We start from the raw sequence: 18,046 nt of genomic DNA on the forward strand, positions 1-18,046 counted from the left end.
TCCCCCCATGGCCGCCGCCGAGCGCCGCATTCCTTTCCCCCCGCCCGTCTCCGCTTCTCCCATGGCGCCTGCAGCCGACTGCCGCGGCGCCTTTGGTCCGGTCCCCGCCGGGCCTTCTTTCTTCCCCGGCGCGCGGGCCCGGCGTCGCACCCTGACCGGTATCGCGGCGATCGTGCTGGCCTGCACATGGCCGGTTGCGCAGGTCGCGGCGGCACCGGCGCTGCCGGCCGAGGCGGTCAACACCTTCATCGGCACCAAGGACGACGGCAACACCTTCCCCGGCGCCTCGGCGCCGTTCGGCAAGATCCAGGTGAGCCCGATCGGTTCGCATTACTCGGGATGGCGCTACGACGATCCGCAGATCCGCGGCTTCGGCCATTCCTTCATCTCCGGCGCTGGCTGCTGGGAGCAGGGCGGGCAGGTGTCGGTGCTGCCGGTCACCGGCACGATCGCACCGGGCGGCGATTTCGACACGAAGGACGCCAAGGCCTTCGACCAGCGCCAGTACGGTGCCCGCTACACGCACGAGGTAGAAGTGGGGCAGGCCGGCTATTACCGCGTGCGCCTGACCGACTACGGCGGCATCGACGCCGAAGCCACCGCGCGGGTGCGCGCCGCGGCCGAGCGCTATACGTTCCCGGCCCGCGCGCGCGAGGGCCACGTACTGGTGAATCTCGGTCAGGCGAACGAGCGCCATGCGGTCACGGGCAGCGCGATCGAGATCATCGGCGACCGGGTGGTCGAAGGTCGCGTTACCACCAGGAGCTTCTGCGGCGGGCACCAGTACACCACCTGGTTCCGGCTGGAGTTCGACCGGCCATTCGAAGCTCATGGCGTCTGGGGCGAAGCGGGTGGACTGCCCGGCGCGCGCCACAACATGGAAGGCGAGGCGAAGCCGAACGGCGCGTGGCTCAGCTTCGACACCGGCGAGGACCGCGCGGTCACCATCGTCTCGGCGATCTCGCATGTCGACGCCGAGGGTGCGCGCACCAACCTGCGTGCCGATGGCATGGACGATGGCCGGCTGCTGGGATTCGACGCCATGCGCGCGCACGCGACGCAGGCGTGGAACCGGGAATTGCGCAGCGTTCGCGTCGAGGGCGCGGATGCCGACGACGTCGCGGTGTTCTACACCGCGCTCTACCACGCGCTGCTGCAGCCGATGACCGGCAGCGACGCCGACGGCCGCTATCGCGGCTACGACAACCGCATCCATCGCGCCGAGGGCTGGACGTACCACGAGTACCTGTCGCTGTGGGACACCTACCGCAGCCAGAACCAGTTGCTCGCCCTGCTGCGTCCGCGGCAGGCGCGCGACATCGCGCGCTCGGTGCTCGCCATCCACGAACAGGGCGGCTGGCTGCCGCGCTGGGGCTACGCCAGCTTCGAGACCAACATCATGACCGGTGATCCAGTCACGCCGTTCCTGGTCGACCTGTGGCGCCTGGGCGCGCTCGAGGGGCGCGAGGCGCAGGCGTACGCCGCGCTGCGCCAGAACGCTTTCGGCGAGCCGCCGCAGAACTCGCGCCACGCCGGCCGCTCGGGCAACGCGCGCTACCTCGCCGACGGCTTCGTGCAGTACGACCGCACCTGGCCGTCGAAGGGCATGGACGTCGATCCGCACCATGGCGGCTCGGCCACGCTCGAGTACGCGCTGGCCGACTGCTCGCTGGCGCAGATGGCCCAGGCGCTGGGGAAGCGCGACGACGCCCGGGTGCTGCTGCAGCGTGGCGGGAACTGGCGCAAGGTGTGGGACCCCGACGTGCGCGACACGCACACCGGCTTCACCGGTTTCCCGCGCCCGCGCATCGACGACGGCAGCTGGTACCAGCCGGCCGACGACCACTACAGCCCGCGCTCGCATCACGGCTTCCACGAGGGCACCGCCTGGCAGTACCAGTGGCTGGTGCAGCAGGACGTGCCCGGCCTGGTGCAGGCGATGCACGGCCGCGACCAGGCATTGCGCCGGCTCGATGCCTTCTTCGCCCTCGACGCGCTGCGCGCCGATCCCGCCGCGGCCGCGCGCAAGGACTGGGTGGTCGGCCCGTACAGCTAATACAACCAGTTCCGCTACAACCCCAACAACGAGCCCGACCTGCACGCGCCGTGGATCTACACGCTGCTCGGCGAGCCGTGGAAGACCTCGACCGTGCTGCATGCGGCGCAGACGCTGTTCACCAACGCACCCAACGGCGTGACCGGAAACGACGACCTGGGCACGATGTCGGCCTGGTACCTGTTCAGCGCGATCGGGCTGTATCCGGTGACGCCCGGCACGGGGCAGTTCGTGCTGCATGCGCCGCGTTTCGAGCGGGTGGAACTGGACCTGGGCGAAGGCCGCACGCTGCGCATCCAGGCTCCCGGCGCCGGCGACGGCCAGCTGCGGTTCGTCGCGTCCGCGAGTTTCGATGGACAGCCGCAGTCGCGGGTGTGGCTGGACTGGGAGCAGCTGCGCGAGGGCGGCGAACTCGCGTTCTCGCTCACCGGCGACGCGCCGGCGGCGGCCTGGGGTGCCCGCGCGGAGGATCTTCCACCTGCGGCCTGCGCGACGGACCCGGAAACGCTGCGCTGGTGAGCGCGCGCCGAGGACCGCCGCCAGCATCCTGGGCGGCCGGTCCGCAGGAATTGCGTTTGCGGCAGTGCCGCCTCGGGCGCCACGCGCGATGATCCATGCGCGGCGTTCCGGGGCAGGGCCTTCCCGGCCCGCCACGATGTCGCTTCAGCGCAGGCTGGGCGCCTCCACCAGGCGCGAACCGCTGGCGGTCCGGATCGCGAAGTTGAAACCCGGCTGCAGCGAGTAGCCGCCCAGCGCGCCGTCGCTGCGCAAGGCGACGAAGGCCATTTGCAGGTCGTCTCGCGACGCCGGATGCCGGCGCGCGATGCGTTCGACCGCTTCGCGGCAGGCCTGCTCGGGCGAGCGCCCATGGCGCATCAGTTCCACCACCGTGTGCGAGCCGCAGATCCGCAGGCATTCCTCGCCCACGCCGGTGGCGGTGGCGGCGCCGACCTCGCCGTCGACGAACAGGCCCGCGCCGCTGATGGGCGAATCGCCGACGCGGCCGCGCATCTTGAATGCCATGCCGCTGGTGGTGCAGGCGCCGGCCAAGTGCCCCGCACCGTCGAGCGCGAGGATGCCGATGGTGTCGTGGTTGGTCTCGCCACCCGGCAGTTCGCCGGGCATACGGTAGCGGTTGCTGCGTTCGATGTTCGGTTGCGGGCGGTACTCGGCGGTCTCTTGCCACTGCCGCCACGCCGCTGCCGCCTCGGGCGTCAGCAGGTCCTGCCGCTCGAACCCTTCCGCCAGCGCGAACTGCAGGGCGCCTTCGCCCACCAGCAGCACGTGCGGCGTCTTCTCCATCACCCGGCGCGCGACCGACACCGCGTGCACGATCTCCTCCAGGCACGCCACGGAACCGAGATTGCCGAGGTGGTCCATCACGCAGGCATCGAGCGTCACGTGGCCGTCGCGGTCCGGATAGCCGCCCAGGCCGACCGAGTGGTTGTCTGGATCGGCTTCGGGGACTCTCGCCCCGGCCTCGACCGCGTCGAGCGCGCTGCCGCGGCTTTCCAGGACCTGCCATGCCGCGGCATTGGCCGTTTCGCCGAAATTCCAGGTCGACACCACGACCGGTTGGCTGCCGGGCGCTATCCCGGACGCCGCGGCGGCAGGAAGCGCGGGAAGCGCGGCGGTCAGACCAAGCAGTCGCAGGAAGTCGCGGCGAAGAGGCATGGGGATCGGATTTCCCGGGACGGTTGGCAGTGATCGATGCGCTTCACGCCACGATACCGCACGCGGTAAACATGTCTGCGCAATCGCATCATGCGCGACCACCGCCGGTCGCCGGTCGACGGTGTGCGAGTTGCAGTGGCCCTGCCTTGTCCTTCAGGCATGCCGGCCGTGGGCAGGGAAAGCGCGCAGGCCCATGGCCGGAACTTCGACGAAGCCCGGCCTCGCCTGTCTCAGCGATTGCCACCGCGCGGACCGCGATTGCCACCGCCGGGGCGGGGTCCCTTGCCTGGGCCTTTCGGACGGTTCTGTCCGCCGGCCGGTCGCGGACCGCCGGGACGCGGGCCGCGTGGACGCGCGTAGGGGCTGAACGCATCCGGTGAGGCATGGTCCGAAGGGAACGTCGGCGCACTGTCCGGATGGCCATAGGGACGCGCCGCCTGGTTGCGGGGACCCTTGCCGGCGCCCGGACCCTGTCCCTGGCCCGGCCCGCGGCGGTTCTTGTTGAACGGCTTCTTCGGTCCGCGGCCATCGGCGTTGCGGTGGCCGGCCGGGCCGGTGTCCACGCCCTCGGGCACGTACCAGGTGCGGAACGCGGCGGGGTTGCCGTCGGGCAGCGCCTGCGGACCCTTCTGCTTGCGCTGCTTGAACGGCTTCTGCGACTGCTTCGCCGCCTGTTCGCCGCTGACCGTGAGGCCGCCATGCGGCTTCTTGCCGCCGCGGCCGCGACGATCCTCGCGCACGTGGTCGAAGCGGCGCAGTTCGCGGCCCTCGTCGGCGGTGTTGTGGCCGTTGACGTAGCCCTGCGGGCGGCGGTCGCCGGTCAGGTGCACGGTCGCCTTGGCCGCCTTGCGCTGGCCGATCACCGGCAGCAGGGTGAGCGCCGGCGGCGGGCCTTCCTCGAGCTTCAGTTCCTTGCGCAGCGTTTCGACCTGGGCATCGGGCAGCTCCTGCGACTGGCCGCGCAGCAGCGTCTGCGGCAGCGAAACCTTGCCGTAGCGGATGCGCTTGAGCCGGCTGACCTGGCAGCCCTGCGATTCCCACAGCCGGCGCACCTCGCGGTTGCGGCCTTCCTTGAGCAGCACCTGGAACCATTCGTTGGAATCGGTGCCGCCGATGCGCTTGATCTCGTCGAACTTCGCCGGGCCGTCCTCGAGCGCGACGCCGCGCTGCAGCCGGTCGACGATCTTGTCGGACACCGTCTCTTCCCCCTCGGGCGCACGCACGCGGCAGACGTACTCGCGTTCGACCTCGTAGGAGGGATGCATCATCGCGTTGGCCAGCTCGCCGTCGGTGGTGAGCAGCAGCAGGCCGGTGGTGTTGATGTCCAGGCGCCCGATCGCGATCCAGCGCGCGCCCTTGAGCGCGGGCAGCGATTCGAAGATGGTCGGCCGGCCTTCGGGATCCTCGCGCGTGGTGACTTCGCCCTCAGGCTTGTTGTACATCAGCACGCGCGCCGGTTCGGCCAGCGCGCTGGCGACGAACTGGCGGCCGTCGATCTCGACGCGGTCGCCGCCCTTGACCGACATGCCGGTCTGCGCGATCTCGCCGTTGACCTTCACCAGGCCGTCGGCGATGCGCTGCTCGAGCGCGCGGCGCGAGCCGAGCCCGGCCTGCGCCAGCACCTTGTGCAGCCGCTCCTCGAGCCGCGGCGCTTCGGCGGCCTTGTCTTCGCCGCGCTTGAGCGACAGTTTGCGGCTGGCGGCGGGGTGTTGCTCAGTCATGTCGTGCTCCGGTGCTGTCGCCGTCGTCGGCGAGGGCGTCTGGGTCCGCCGCGGATTCGCGGACGGTGTCGTGGGTGTCGGTTTCGGCTTCGACTTCGCGCTGGAGGTCTTCGTCGAGTCGATCGTCGGGATCGGGTGCATGCGGATCGCGGGTGTCGGCGGCGGGCTTCTCGCCAGCCGGGTCTTCATCGAAGGCGGCCTCGTCGGGGGCGTCGTCTCCGAATTCGTCCTGGCCGTCGCGATCCTCGTCGTGGGCCGCGGGTGCGAGCGGATCGCCCTCCGCGGCATCGTTGGCGGCCTGGCTTTCGCGGTCTGCATCGCCATCGTCATCGCCGACCGCGGCGATGCCACCGACCGCGCGCGGGCCGTCGAACTCGAACTGCGGCTCCAGTTCGCCGAAATCCTTGAGCTCCGACAGCGGCGGCAGCTCATCGAGCCGCTTGAGGCCGAAATAGTCGAGAAAGCCCTTGGTCGTGCCGAGCAGTTCCGGGCGACCGGGCATGTCGCGGTGGCCGACGACGCGGATCCACTCGCGCTCCTCCAGCGCCTTGATGATGTTGCTGTTGGTCGCCACGCCGCGGACCTGTTCGATCTCTCCGCGGGTGATCGGCTGGCGGTAGGCGATCAGCGCCAGGGTTTCGAGCGTGGCGCGCGTGTACTTGGTCTGGCGCTCGGTCCACAGCCGCGCCACCCAGGGGTGGACGTCGGCCTGTACCTGGTAGCGCCAGCCGGAGGCCACCTCGACCAGTTCGATGCCGCGGCCGGCCGCCTCGGCCTGCAGCGTTTCGAGCGCGACCTGGAGGCTGCCCTCGGGTGCCGGCTCGTCGAGCGGGAACAGGCCGTTGAGCTGGACCACGGTCAGCGGCTGGCTCGAGGCCAGCAGCGCGGCCTCGACGATGCGGTTGATGAGTTGTTGATCCATGCGTCTTGGGTGTGGCGGGATGGATGGCGTGCGGGTGTTCGCGCCGGTGGTGGACCGGCCGCGGGCACGGCGGTGGGGTCAGGCGTCGTCTTCGGGCGCGTCGTCGTCGAACTCGCTGGCGAATTCCAGCGGCTCGTCCGCCGCACGCCCGGTGGCGAGCGACTTGAGGTAGATCGGCGCGAGCGGTGCTTCCTGGACGATGTCGAGCAGGCGTTCCTTGGCCAGTTCGAGGATCGACAGGAAGGTCACGACCACGCCCAGCTTGCCTTCGCCGGGATTGAACAGCGCCTCGAAGCGGTGGAAGGCGCCGTCCTCGAGCCGGGTCAGCAGTTCGCCCATGCGCTGGCGCACGCTCAGCGCATCGCGCCGGATCGCGTGGCTGGTGAGCAGCTCGGCGCGCTTGAGCACGTCGTGCAGCGCCAGCAGCATCTCGCGCAGGTCCACCGGCGGCGGCAGCCTGACCGAGGCGCGGTCGGGCAGGAAGGCGGCGACCGGCGCGGTGTCGCGCTCCATGCGCGGCAGGGTGTCGATGTCCTCGGCAGCCTGCTTGAAGCGCTCGTACTCCTGCAGGCGGCGCACGAGGTCGGCGCGCGGGTCGTCCTCCTCGCCTTCTTCGCTGGCCGGCCGCGGCAGCAACATCCGCGACTTGATCTCGGCCAGGATCGCGGCCATCACCAGGTACTCGGCCGCCAGTTCGAAACGCAGGTCCTGCATCACGCCGATGTACTCGACGTACTGGCGGGTGATCTCGGCGACCGGGATGTCGAGGATGTCGAGGTTCTGGCGGCGGATCAGGTACAGCAGCAGGTCGAGCGGGCCTTCGAACGCCTCGAGGATCACCTCCAGCGCGTCCGGCGGGATGTACAGGTCCTGCGGGATCTGCAGCACCGGCTGGCCATGCACCGTCGCCAGCCGCATCTCCTGCTGCTGCGGATGGGAGGGCGCCTGCGCGGCGTTGTCCTGGGCGGCTTGGTTCATTCGCGGTGCGGCCCCTCCGGGGCCGTCTGGCTTGTCGGTCTTGTCGCGGGGCCGAGGGCGGTCGCGGGCTGCGAGGAGGAACGGGCGTGCATCCCTGGCGGGCACGGGTCCGTTACGTCGCACTGGCAAAGCGTCTTGCGACCGGGCGCCACGGGCAGGCCATGCCGGATGCCGGCAGAAGACTGCTGGAGGGGTCGTCGGGTCTGGCCGAAGGGCCGCGACTCTTGCGTCCTGCTGCGACGGGAGCGGCGTTCGGCTGCGGAACTTGGCTCCTAGGGTAAGCGCTGGCCGGCGGCCTGTCCAGCACGAGGGACGGTGGCCCGCACGTGGCTAGAATCGCCACTCGGGCAGGCAGGAGTGCGCATGCATGTGGTACGCGATCGAGGGCTACGACGGAGAGCAGGCGCTCGACAGGCGCAAGGCGACGCGCGAGCGGCATCTCGAGCGCCTGGCGACGCTGCGCGACCAGGGCAGGTTGCTGGTCGCCGGGCCGTGCCCGGCGATCGATGCGGAGGATCCGGGTCCGGCCGGCTTCAGCGGCAGCATCGTGATTGCCGAGTTCGGTTCGCTGGACGAGGCGCGCGCCTGGGCGGACGCCGACCCTTACGTCGCGGCCGGCGTCTACACGCGCGTCGAAGTACGACCGTTCCGTCAGGTCCTGCCGTAGCCCGGGTAAGCGAAGCGCACCCGGGTCGCACATCTCGCCGACGGAGTAACGCGAGACAGGGCCCCAGATCCGCAACGCGTCTCGCTCGATATCGCAGTCCCGCCCGCATCGCATGTTGCGTCGTGCCATGCATCCGGCGCTGAAAACGATTACATTCGCGCGGCCTGTTCGCCCGGAAGGACCATGAAGCGCGCCAGTTCCCGTCTCCGCACCCGTCCCATCCTCTCCGGAATGCTCGCCACCCTGCTGGCCACGCCGGTCGCCTGGGCCGCTCCTCCGCCACCGCAGACCTCGGCGGGCGACCTCGCCGCGGAACGCGCCTTCGTCGACGCCCTGATGGCCAGGATGACGCTGGCGGAGAAGCTCGGCCAGCTCAACCAGCCACCGGCCGTGGGCAACAACACCGGTCCGGCGGCGATGGCCGGCAGCGAGGACCAGGTGCGTAGTGGCGCGATCGGTTCCTGGCTCGGCACCCATGGCGCGGAACTGACCTGTCGCCTGCAGCGCATCGCGGTGGAGGAGTCGCGGCTCGGCATCCCGTTGCTGTACGCCTACGACGTGATCCACGGCATGCGCACCACCTTCCCGGTGCCGCTGGGCGAAGCGTCGAGCTTCGATCCGGACGAGGCGCGCAACGCCGCGCGGGTGGCCGCGGTGGAAGCGACCGCGCACGGGGTGCACTGGACCTATGCGCCGATGGTCGACATCGCCCGCGATCCGCGTTGGGGTCGTGTGGTGGAAGGCGCCGGCGAGGACCCGTACCTCGGCGCCGTGTTCGCCGCCGCGCGCGTGCGGGGCTTCCAGGGCGACGACCTCGCCGCGCCCGACACCCTGCTCGCCACCGCCAAGCACTTCGTCGGCTACGGCGCGGCCGAGGGCGGGCGCGACTACAACGTCGCCGAGATCCCCGAGCGCACCCTGCGCGAGGTCTACCTGCCGCCGTTCGAGGCCGCGGTCGACGCCGGCGCGCAGTCGATCATGGCCGCCTTCAACGAGGTCGCCGGGGTGCCGATGCATGCGCACACGCCGCTGATCCAGGATCTGCTGCGGGCGCAGTGGGGATGGGACGGCGTACTGGTCAGCGATTACACCGGCGTGCTGGAACTGGTGGAGCACGGCGTGGCCGCGACCCGCGAGGAAGCAGGGCGCCTCGGGCTGCGTGCCGGCGTGGACGTGGACATGGTCAGCGACATCTATCTGAAGGACCTGCCCGCCGCGGTGGAGGCAGGGCGCGTGCCGATGGCGGAGGTCGACGCCTCCGTGCGGCGGGTGCTCAACGCCAAGTTCCGCCTCGGCCTGTTCGACGATCCCTACCGCTACTGCAAGGACAGCGCGCGCCAGGAGGCGACGACGCTCGCGCCCGAACACCGCGCCGCCGCGCGCCGGATGGCGCAGAAATCCATGGTGCTGCTGGAGAACGAGGGCGGGGTGCTACCGCTCTCGAAGTCGCTCGGCACGCTCGCGGTGATCGGCCCGCTGGCGGACGAACCCTGGGCGATGCTCGGCAACTGGGTGGGCATCGGCAGGCCGGAAGACGCGGTGACGCCGCTGGCGGCACTGAAGCAGGTGCTGGGCGATGGCACGAAGCTGGTGGTCGCCAAGGGCGCCGACATCGACAGCGACGACACCTCGGGTTTCGATCGTGCCGTGCGCGCCGCGCGCTCGGCGGACGCGGTGGTGATGTTCCTCGGCGAGCATCCGGAGATGAGCGCCGAGGCCAACAACCGCACCTCGCTCGACCTGCCGGGCGTGCAGGAACGGCTCGCACTGGCGGTCGCCGCGACCGGTAAGCCGGTCGTCGTGGTACTGCTCAACGGCCGGCCGCTGTCGACTGGCGCGCTGCAGGGCGAGGTGCCGGCGATCCTCGAAGCCTGGTTTCCGGGTATCGAGGGCGGCAATGCGATCGTCGACGTGCTGTTCGGCGACGTGAACCCGTCCGGCAAGCTGCCGGTGACGGTGCCGCGCAACGTCGGCCAGGTGCCGATCTACTACGCGCATCGCAACACCGGGCGTCCGCCCGCCAGCGACAACAAGTACACCAGCAAATACATCGACGTGCCGTGGACGCCGCTGTATCCGTTCGGCCATGGGCTGAGCTACACCACGTTCGGCTACGACCCGCCGAGCGTGGCGCGCGCGATGCTGGCGGGCGACGACCTGGCGCAGCAGGTCAGCGTGCGCGTCACCAACACCGGCCAGCGCGCCGGTACTGAAGTGGTGCAGCTGTACGTGCGCGACGACGTCGCCAGCGTCACCCGGCCGGTGCGGCAGTTGCGCGGCTTCCAGCGCGTCGAGCTGCAGCCCGGCGAATCGCGCACGGTCACCTTCGAGCTCGGTTTCGACGACCTCGCGTTGTACGACGCGCGGATGAATCGAGTGGTCGAACCGGGCACGTTCACCGTGTTCACTGGCGGCAATTCGCTGGCCACGGATTCGGTGCAGTTCGAGGTGGTGCGGTGACCTCTCACGCGTGCCCGGCCGATGGCGGGGTCCGGTACGTGTGCGTTGGCGGTCGTCGGGTCTCGGCCCGCGTGGATATTGACGGCTAGGCGGTATCCGCGGTCGTGCCGGTGTAGGAACCGAATGAAACCAGAATCCATCCTCCGTACTGGCATCGGCGGCGCGCTCGCCACGCTGCTCTGGATCGGCATCCCGGTGGCCGCGTGGTGCGGTCTCCCGGATGCCGGCCTGCCTCGGCGCGAGGGTTGGTCGGCCTCGGCATCGTCGACGCAGGTCGATGCACTGCGCGCAGCGCATGCGATCGACGGCGATCCCGCCACCCGCTGGGGCGGTGATTTCAGTGCCGGTCACTGGCTGCAGGTCGATCTCGGACGCGCCGCAGAAGTGGCGGGCGTTCTGATCCACTGGGACAGCGGTTTCGCGGTCTCCTGGACGATCCAGGCATCGATCGATGGCAGGGCGTGGGACGTCGTCTACACCAGTCGCGACTCGCGCGGGGGCCACGACTACGTGTTCTTCCCCGCCGCCGAGGCACGTTACCTGCGGTTGGCGAGCCTCCCGCACACCGCGGACTGGGGTGTGTCGGTGTTCGAGTTCACGCCTTTGTCGACGCGCGACGCGGCGCGCATATCCGGCGTCGCTTCAGCCGACGGGCGCGGTCTTTTCGATGGCGAGGGGCGTTACCCGGAGGAAATGGTGGCCGCCGGCGCCGGGCGGGGCACGCGCGGCATCGAGGTCGCGCTGCCTCCGGGCATCGAGATCGCCGGGCTCGAGGTCTGGTGGGACGGTCCGCGCAATGGCGCCGTACTGGAGGTGCGCACTGCGAATGGATGGCAGCGGGTCGCCGAGGATCCGGGGACGCTGGGCGGGACGTCTTTCCTGTCGGCGCGCGCGCCCTTGCGGACCGATGCCATGCGCCTGCTGTCCGGTGAAGTGTCCGGACGCGCTCCGCGTATCGGCCGCCTGCGCCTGCTGGGTCCGCGCGAGGTGATGACGCCCATGCGGCGCTACGAGATCGTGGCTGCGCGCGCGCATCGCGACCTGTTTCCACCGTCGCTGCACGGTGAGCAGGTGTACTGGACGACGGTGGGGGTCCCCGCGGGCCGGCAGAAGTCGCTGTTCGACGAGTTCGGCAACCTCGAGGCGTACCGCGGCGCGCCCATGGTGCAGGCGCTGTGGCGCGACGATGAACATGGTGCCGCGACCTCGGCGCAGGTCGAACGCCGGCATGCGCTGCGCGACGGATGGATCCCGTGCCCGTCGGTGGAGTGGTCGCCGCGAGAGGGCCTGTCGGTGCGCAGCGAAGCACTTGCCTACAGGCAGGACGACCAGCCGATCACCCTGCTGCGCCACACCTTGCGCAATGCGGGGACGCGCGACGTGCGTGGCGACCTGTCGCTGCTCGTGCGGCCGCTGCAGGTGAACCCGCCCTGGCAACACGGCGGCGTGTCGCGGATTGAGCACATCGTGGTTGGACCGGAACCGGCCGGTATGGCGGTGCGCGTCAATGGCCGCAGGCTGTTCACCTCGCTGACCCCGCCGGCGGCGCAGGGCGTGGCAGGATTCGGCCGGCATGGCGAGGGCGAGCCCACGTCGAAAGCTGCGGCGGGTGTGGTCCCTGACGCGCGCGGAGCGCGCGACCCCGATGGTCTAGCGACCGCGGTACTGCGGTATCCGGTGTCACTCGCCCCGGGCGAACAGGCGCAGGTGGTGGTCGCGTTCGCGCTCGGCGACGCGGCCATGGATGCAGCCGGCGCACTGCCCGAAGCACCGCCGGTCGACGTCGAGGCACTGCTTGCGGGACACGCCGATCCCGGCGCCGCGTTCGACGCGATGGCGGCACTGGTCGCCGAAGAGTGGCGATCGAAGTTCGCGTCCTTCGACCTGCGGCTGCCGGACGCCTCGATCGTCGACGGCCTGCGCGCGCAGGCGGCGTCCATGATGATCAACCAGACCGGCCACGCGATCCAGCCGGGACCGCGCAATTACAACCGATCCTTCATCCGCGACGGGCAGGCGACCGCTTCGATTCTCGTGCGCATGGGCCAACCGGCGGTCGCGCGCGAATACCTGCGCTGGTACACCGACCATGCCCTCAACCCAAACGGACTGGTCTCGCCCATCCTCGACGAGGACGGGAGCATCAACCGCGGATTCGGTTCGGACATCGAACACGACAGCCAGGGCCAGTACATCCTGCTCGTGGCCGACATCGCGCGCTACGACGGCGGGCCGGAAAGCGTGCGCCAGTACCTGCCTGCGGTGAAGCAGGCGATGCGGTTTATGCAGACGCTGCGCGATCGGACCATGGTGCCCGGATACATGGCCGCTCAGCCGGCGCCCGGGCGTTTCCGCGGCCTCATCGCGCCCTCCATCAGCCACGAGGGCTATTCCACGCCGACCCACAGTTACTGGGACGACTACTTCGCGATCAAGGGCTGGGACGACGGCGCGTGGCTGGCGGGAGCGCTGGGCGATGAGGCCACCGCGGCCTGGGCACGCGAACAGGGGGCCGCGCTGCGACGATCGGTGTCCGCTTCGATCCGCGCCACGATCGCGTGGAAGGGCTCGGACACGATCCCCGCGTCCGCCGACCTCGGTGAGAGTGACCCCACCAGCGTGTCGATCGCGCTGGATCCGGCGGGCGCGCGCGATGTGTTGCCCGAGCGGCAGTTGCTCAATACGTACGATCGCTACATGGTCGACGTGCGGCGGCGCGACGTGCCGGGTGCGCTCTACGCCTACACGCCGTATGAGTTGCGCAACGTCCTGACGTATGTACACCTCGGACGGCCCGCGGACGCGCGTGAACTGCTCGACCGCTTCGTTGCGCAGCAACGCCCCCGGGCTTGGCGGATGTGGCCCGAGGTCGTGCACTCGCGCGAGCGGCACCCCGGCTACATCGGCGACATGCCCCACACCTGGATCGGCTCGGAATATGTGCGCGCGGTGCTGGGCATGATCGTGCAAGAGGCCCCGGGACGGCTGGTGCTCCTGCCGGGGGCGCCGGCGGACTGGCTGGCGGGTGACGGGCTGGCATCGCACGGCATGCCGACCGCGTTCGGCCGCATGGACCTGCATGCGCGCCTCGTCGACGACCGGTTGCGCGTCGAGCTGTCGGGTGTCAAGGGGGTGGGTGTCGAAGTGCACTGGCCGCCGGATATGGGGCCGCCCAGGGTCCTGCGGGTCGACGGACGGGCGGTCGAGGTGCCCGGCGCGACCCCGTTCGCCAGTCTGCCCGAGCCGTTCCGCGTGCTCGAGGCCGCATGGTGACCGCCGGCGTCGTCCCCTGCCGGCCTTGCTGTGCCGCAGCATCGTCCGTTGCGCGGGATCGCTTTACAGGATTGCTTGAAAACGATTACATTCCGCGCATCGTGAAACCGCGGAGGGGCGGATGAGCGTCACGATCAAAGACGTGGCACGACGTGCGAATGTCTCCGTTGCCACCGTGTCGCGTGCCCTCAACGGTCACCAGAACGTCGCCGAGGAAGTCCGCAAGCGGGTACTCTCGGTCGCCGACCAGCTGCGCTACAGCCCGCACCATGCGGCGCGGAGCCTGAGCAGCCGGCGGACCCAGACCATCGGGGTCGTGCTGCCGGATCTGTACGGCGAATTCTTCTCCGAACTGATGCGGGGCATCGACCATGTGGCACGCGAGCGCGGCCTGCACCTGCTCGTCTCCAGCTACCACGGTCATCCGCAGGAACAGGGTGCGGCGTTGCGCGCCATGCGTGGACGCGTGGACGGTTTGCTGCTGATGTCGCCGTTCCTGGAAGGTCAGGAATCGCTGGCCGACGACATGCCGGCGAGCATGCCAGTGGTCCTCATGGGCTCCCCGGTCGCCGCCGACGGGCCAGCGTCGATCGGTGTCGACAACCACGGTGGCGCGAAAGCGATGATGGAGCACCTGCTCGAAGCCGGGCACCGGTCGATTGCATTCCTGTCGGGGCCCGACGACAACTTTGACGCGCGCGAGCGTTTGCGCGGCTACACCGATGCGCTCGCTGCCGCCGGCCTGGAGCCCTGGGTGTTTCCGGGAGATTTCGACGAGGCCTCCGGACATCGCGCCGGCGGGGCCCTGATACAGGCGCCACGCCGGCCCGACGCGGTGTTCGCCGCCAACGACATGATGGCGCTCGGATGCATGTTCGCGCTCAGCCAGGGCGGCGTCCGCGTTCCCGACGACATCGCGATCGCTGGGTTCGACGACATCCCGCTTTCGCGCTACGTGCACCCCGCGCTCACGACCATGCGTGTGGAAATCGCGGAGTTGGGCGCGCGCGCGATCCGGAGCCTGCTCGAGCCTGGACAGGAAACGGCGGAGGGGAGCAGGTTACAGGAACTGCTTTTCCCGGAACTGGTCGTGCGGCAATCCAGTCGCCCTCGTACGGACACACCCGCGGCCCCATCGACGACATCTTGAGCGACAAAAAAAGCAGGAAGAACGCATCTGAAACGAGAATTCGCCAGCGTCCAAGGCGAGCACATCAGAGCCGATCAACCCTTATCAACACTTTTGAGGACCGCCCTGGGAGGGGCATCGCCATGAATCGCAAGACCCGAGCATCCCTCAGGATCCAACGCAGCGTGCTTGCCGGCGCGCTCGCGAGTTGTCTCGCGTTGACCGCGACGGTCGCCCACGCCCAGAGTGCGAGCGCCACGCTTCGCGGACGCGTCGCCGGTGCCGAGGACGGCACGACGGTCACCGCCACCAACACCGCCGATGGCAGCGTCCGCCGCACGCAGACCAATGCGGACGGCAGCTACACGCTGGTGGGCCTGGCGCCGGGCACCTACAACGTCGAAGCGGAGGGCGGCGGCGCGCAGATCGTCCGCCTGCAGGTCGCATCCACGTCCACACTGAACCTGTCGGCCGATACCGGCGTCGCGGAAACACCGCAGACGGGCGATGCCACCAACCTCGATGCGGTGGTCGTGACGGCCCCCGCGCTACAGGAGGTGAACACGTCCGAGGTCGGAAAATTCGTGTCGCTGCGCGAGATCCAGAACGTGCCCCAGTCTTCGCGCAACTTTCTGGAGTTCGCCGACGCGGTGCCGGGCATGATCTTCGAGCGCGATGGCAACGGGCGTACGACCCTCAAAGGTGGTGCCCAGAATGCCAGCTCCACCAATCTGTACATCGATGGTGTCGGGCAGAAGAGCTATGTCAAGAAGGGCGGCGTCGCCGGACAGTTCGACAGCGCGGGCAACCCGTTCCCGCAGATGGCGATCGGCGAGTACAAGGTCATCACGTCCAACTACAAGGCCGAGTACGGCCAGATATCCAGTGCCGCGGTGACTGCGGTCACACGCTCCGGCGGCAACGAGATGGAAGGCGAGGTGTTCTATCGGTTCACCGACGAAGGGATGCGCGAGAAGACACCCGCGGAGGAAGCGAGCGACCAGGAAAAGAAGAAGAGCAAGGAAACCGAGGCGGGTATCGCGGTCGGTGGCCCATTGATCGAAGACAAGCTGCACTTCTTCGCGGCGATCGAGACCAAAGAGTTCGCGCTTCCGACCGCGGTCGTGCCGGGCGTGATAGCGACGCCCGAGATCCTGGCGCAGTTGCCGGTCGAAGCCCGGCAGTTCGGTCCCACCTCGCAGCCGTTCGACGAAACCCTGATATTCGCCAAGATCGACTGGAACGTGACCGACAACGATCACATCGCGTTCTCGGCACAGCGGCGCGACGAGGAAACGGTCGGCAACGTCGGTAACCAGAACGCGTACTCGCATGGCATCTACACCGACAATTACGACCACCGCAACAGCCTGCGATGGGAGCACAGCGCCGATCGCTGGTTCAACGAGGTGCTGCTGACCAGCGAGAAATCATTCAACAATCCGCTGCCGATCACCTTCGGGAACGGCTATCTCTACCGGACTCCAGACGGTACCAACGACGCTACGGTCATCCAGGTGGGCGGCGGCGACCCGCGTGCCGGACAGGTGAAGGGCCAGAAGGGCTGGTCGATCGAGGACAACCTGACCTTCGTCGACATCGAGGCGGCCGGCTACCACACGATCAAGATGGGCGCACGCTACAAGAGCGTCGATCTCTACGCGGCCGACGCGCTCAACGCGAATCCGCAGTTCGCGTACATCCTCGGCGCGGACTTCCCGCCGGACCAGCCCTACCAGGCCATCTTCGCAAAGCCCGTCACCGGGATCGGCAGCATCGCGCCAAGCGTGGAGACCACCTCCAAGCAGTACGGTCTCTACATCCAGGATGATTGGCAGGTCAACGATCACCTGATACTAAATATCGGCCTGCGCTGGGACTACGAAGAGGTGCCGGCCTACCTCGACTTCGTGACGCCGCAGAACGTGGTCGACGCGCTGAATGGCCAGGATCCGAACGCGCCAGCTGGCCAAACGTATGCCGATTCGCTTCGTGCAGGCGGAGTGGACATCAACGACTACATCAGCACCGGCAACAACCGGGAGGCGTTCAAGGATGCGTGGCAACCGCGCCTTGGTTTCTCCTACGACTTTGGCGCGGATCAGAAGCGGGTTCTGTACGGTGGCGCTGGACGCTCATACGATCGCAACGTGTACGACTTTCTGCAACTTGAAGTCACGAAATCCGCACTTCCACAACTGACGATCAACTTCCGCGATCCGGTGACGGGAGAGTGTTACCGCGACCGCGACCCGTGCTTCGACTGGGATCCGAGCTACCTCAACGGCATCGAGAACCTGCAGGCACTGGTCGCAGCCAGCAACGAAGGCGTCGAAGTCGATCTGATGAACAACGACCTCAAGACCCCGTACTCGGACCAGTACAGCCTCGGTATGCGCAACACGATCGGCCAATGGCTGACCGATGCGGCGGTGACCCGGATCGAAAGCCACGACGGTTTCGCGTTCTCGCTCGGCAACCGCTATCCCAACGGCGATTTCTTCCAGAACGGCAGCCAGCCGTGGGGGAACGCGGTGCCCGGCTTCGGCGCGTTGATCATCGGCAACAACGGCATCGAGACCAAGTCGACCCAGTTGCTGCTGTCGGCGCAAAAACCGTACACCCGCAATTCGGGATGGGGCACGAGCTTCGCCTACACCTTCACCGACGCCGAGCAGAACCGCGACATCAACGAGCACTATTCGTTCGACTACGCGACCCCCGGCGACTACCCGGTGCTGGTGTCGAATTCCGTCCCGAAACACCGGTTCGTCGCCACGGGCACGTTGGATGGCTTCTGGGGCATCACCTTCGGCGGGAAACTCGTGCTCGCCACCCCGACACCTGTCTACAGCAGCACTTGCCTCGCGGATGGGGTTCCGACGCCGGTGGGGGGGGGGCGCTGCATGCCGGCTGCGACCGAGCCTGATGGCACTTGGGGGTACCGTAGCCTCGACCTCCAGGCGACCAGGGAGTTCGACGTCGATGGGGTGCGGTTCTACGGGCGAGTCGACGTGCTCAACGTCTTCAACTGGAACAACTACACCAGCGTGGTCGTGACAGACAACCGGGATGGCACCATCTCCGCGCGGTACCTTGAGGGAGGCAACATCACCGGTGTGCCACGCATGGTCAAGGTCGAGTTCGGCATGCGCTTCTGAGGCGC

9 protein-coding genes and 1 pseudogene are annotated in these 18,046 nt (G+C 68.9%); 6 read left to right on the plus strand and 4 right to left on the minus strand.

Features of this window, described 5'->3' with window-relative positions:
* Positions 1-61: 61 nt before the first annotated feature.
* Positions 62-2,575, plus strand: a pseudogene (locus tag JMO03_RS04005) (GH92 family glycosyl hydrolase).
* 144 nt (positions 2,576-2,719) lie between these two features.
* On the opposite strand, the gene JMO03_RS04010 reads toward JMO03_RS04005, so the two are convergent.
* The 4 genes from JMO03_RS04010 to JMO03_RS04025 form a co-directional block, all read right to left on the minus strand.
* Positions 2,720-3,730 (minus strand): glycosylasparaginase, encoded by a 1,011-nt coding sequence (locus tag JMO03_RS04010; protein WP_202840469.1) that lies wholly within the window; start codon positions 3,728-3,730, stop codon positions 2,720-2,722.
* Positions 3,731-3,960: 230 nt separating this feature from the next.
* Positions 3,961-5,451, minus strand: coding sequence for a pseudouridine synthase (locus JMO03_RS04015; protein ID WP_202840471.1), 1,491 nt, complete (start codon positions 5,449-5,451; stop codon positions 3,961-3,963).
* Complete coding sequence (gene scpB / locus JMO03_RS04020) at positions 5,444-6,373, minus strand: SMC-Scp complex subunit ScpB (protein WP_425491769.1); 930 nt, start codon at positions 6,371-6,373, stop codon at positions 5,444-5,446. The genes JMO03_RS04015 and scpB overlap by 8 nt, the downstream gene beginning before the upstream one ends.
* Before the next feature lie 78 nt (positions 6,374-6,451).
* Positions 6,452-7,351 (minus strand): segregation and condensation protein A, encoded by a 900-nt coding sequence (locus JMO03_RS04025; protein WP_238345875.1) that lies wholly within the window; start codon positions 7,349-7,351, stop codon positions 6,452-6,454.
* A gap of 367 nt (positions 7,352-7,718) precedes the next feature.
* Here JMO03_RS04025 and JMO03_RS04030 point away from each other — a divergent pair, with 367 nt between their 5' ends.
* The 5 genes from JMO03_RS04030 (at position 7,719) to JMO03_RS04050 (ending at position 18,041) form a co-directional block, all read left to right on the plus strand.
* Positions 7,719-8,018, plus strand: coding sequence for a YciI family protein (locus tag JMO03_RS04030; RefSeq protein ID WP_202840475.1), 300 nt, complete (start codon positions 7,719-7,721; stop codon positions 8,016-8,018).
* Between the two features lie 231 nt (positions 8,019-8,249).
* Positions 8,250-10,478 (plus strand): glycoside hydrolase family 3 N-terminal domain-containing protein, encoded by a 2,229-nt coding sequence (locus JMO03_RS04035; protein WP_238345876.1) that lies wholly within the window; start codon positions 8,250-8,252, stop codon positions 10,476-10,478.
* A 123-nt stretch (positions 10,479-10,601) separates the two neighbouring features.
* Positions 10,602-13,751, plus strand: coding sequence for a discoidin domain-containing protein (locus tag JMO03_RS04040; RefSeq protein ID WP_202840479.1), 3,150 nt, complete (start codon positions 10,602-10,604; stop codon positions 13,749-13,751).
* 121 nt (positions 13,752-13,872) lie between these two features.
* A complete protein-coding gene (locus JMO03_RS04045; protein WP_202840480.1) occupies positions 13,873-14,901 on the plus strand; it encodes a LacI family DNA-binding transcriptional regulator in 1,029 nt (342 codons plus the stop codon).
* A 122-nt stretch (positions 14,902-15,023) separates the two neighbouring features.
* The gene (locus JMO03_RS04050) at positions 15,024-18,041 is read left to right on the plus strand and encodes a TonB-dependent receptor (protein WP_202840482.1); all 3,018 of its coding nucleotides are present in this window, start codon (positions 15,024-15,026) and stop codon (positions 18,039-18,041) included.
* Positions 18,042-18,046: the final 5 nt, after the last annotated feature.

Origin of the sequence: Luteimonas saliphila (genome assembly GCF_016774335.1) — a bacterium.
GTDB lineage: Bacteria > Pseudomonadota > Gammaproteobacteria > Xanthomonadales > Xanthomonadaceae > Luteimonas > Luteimonas saliphila.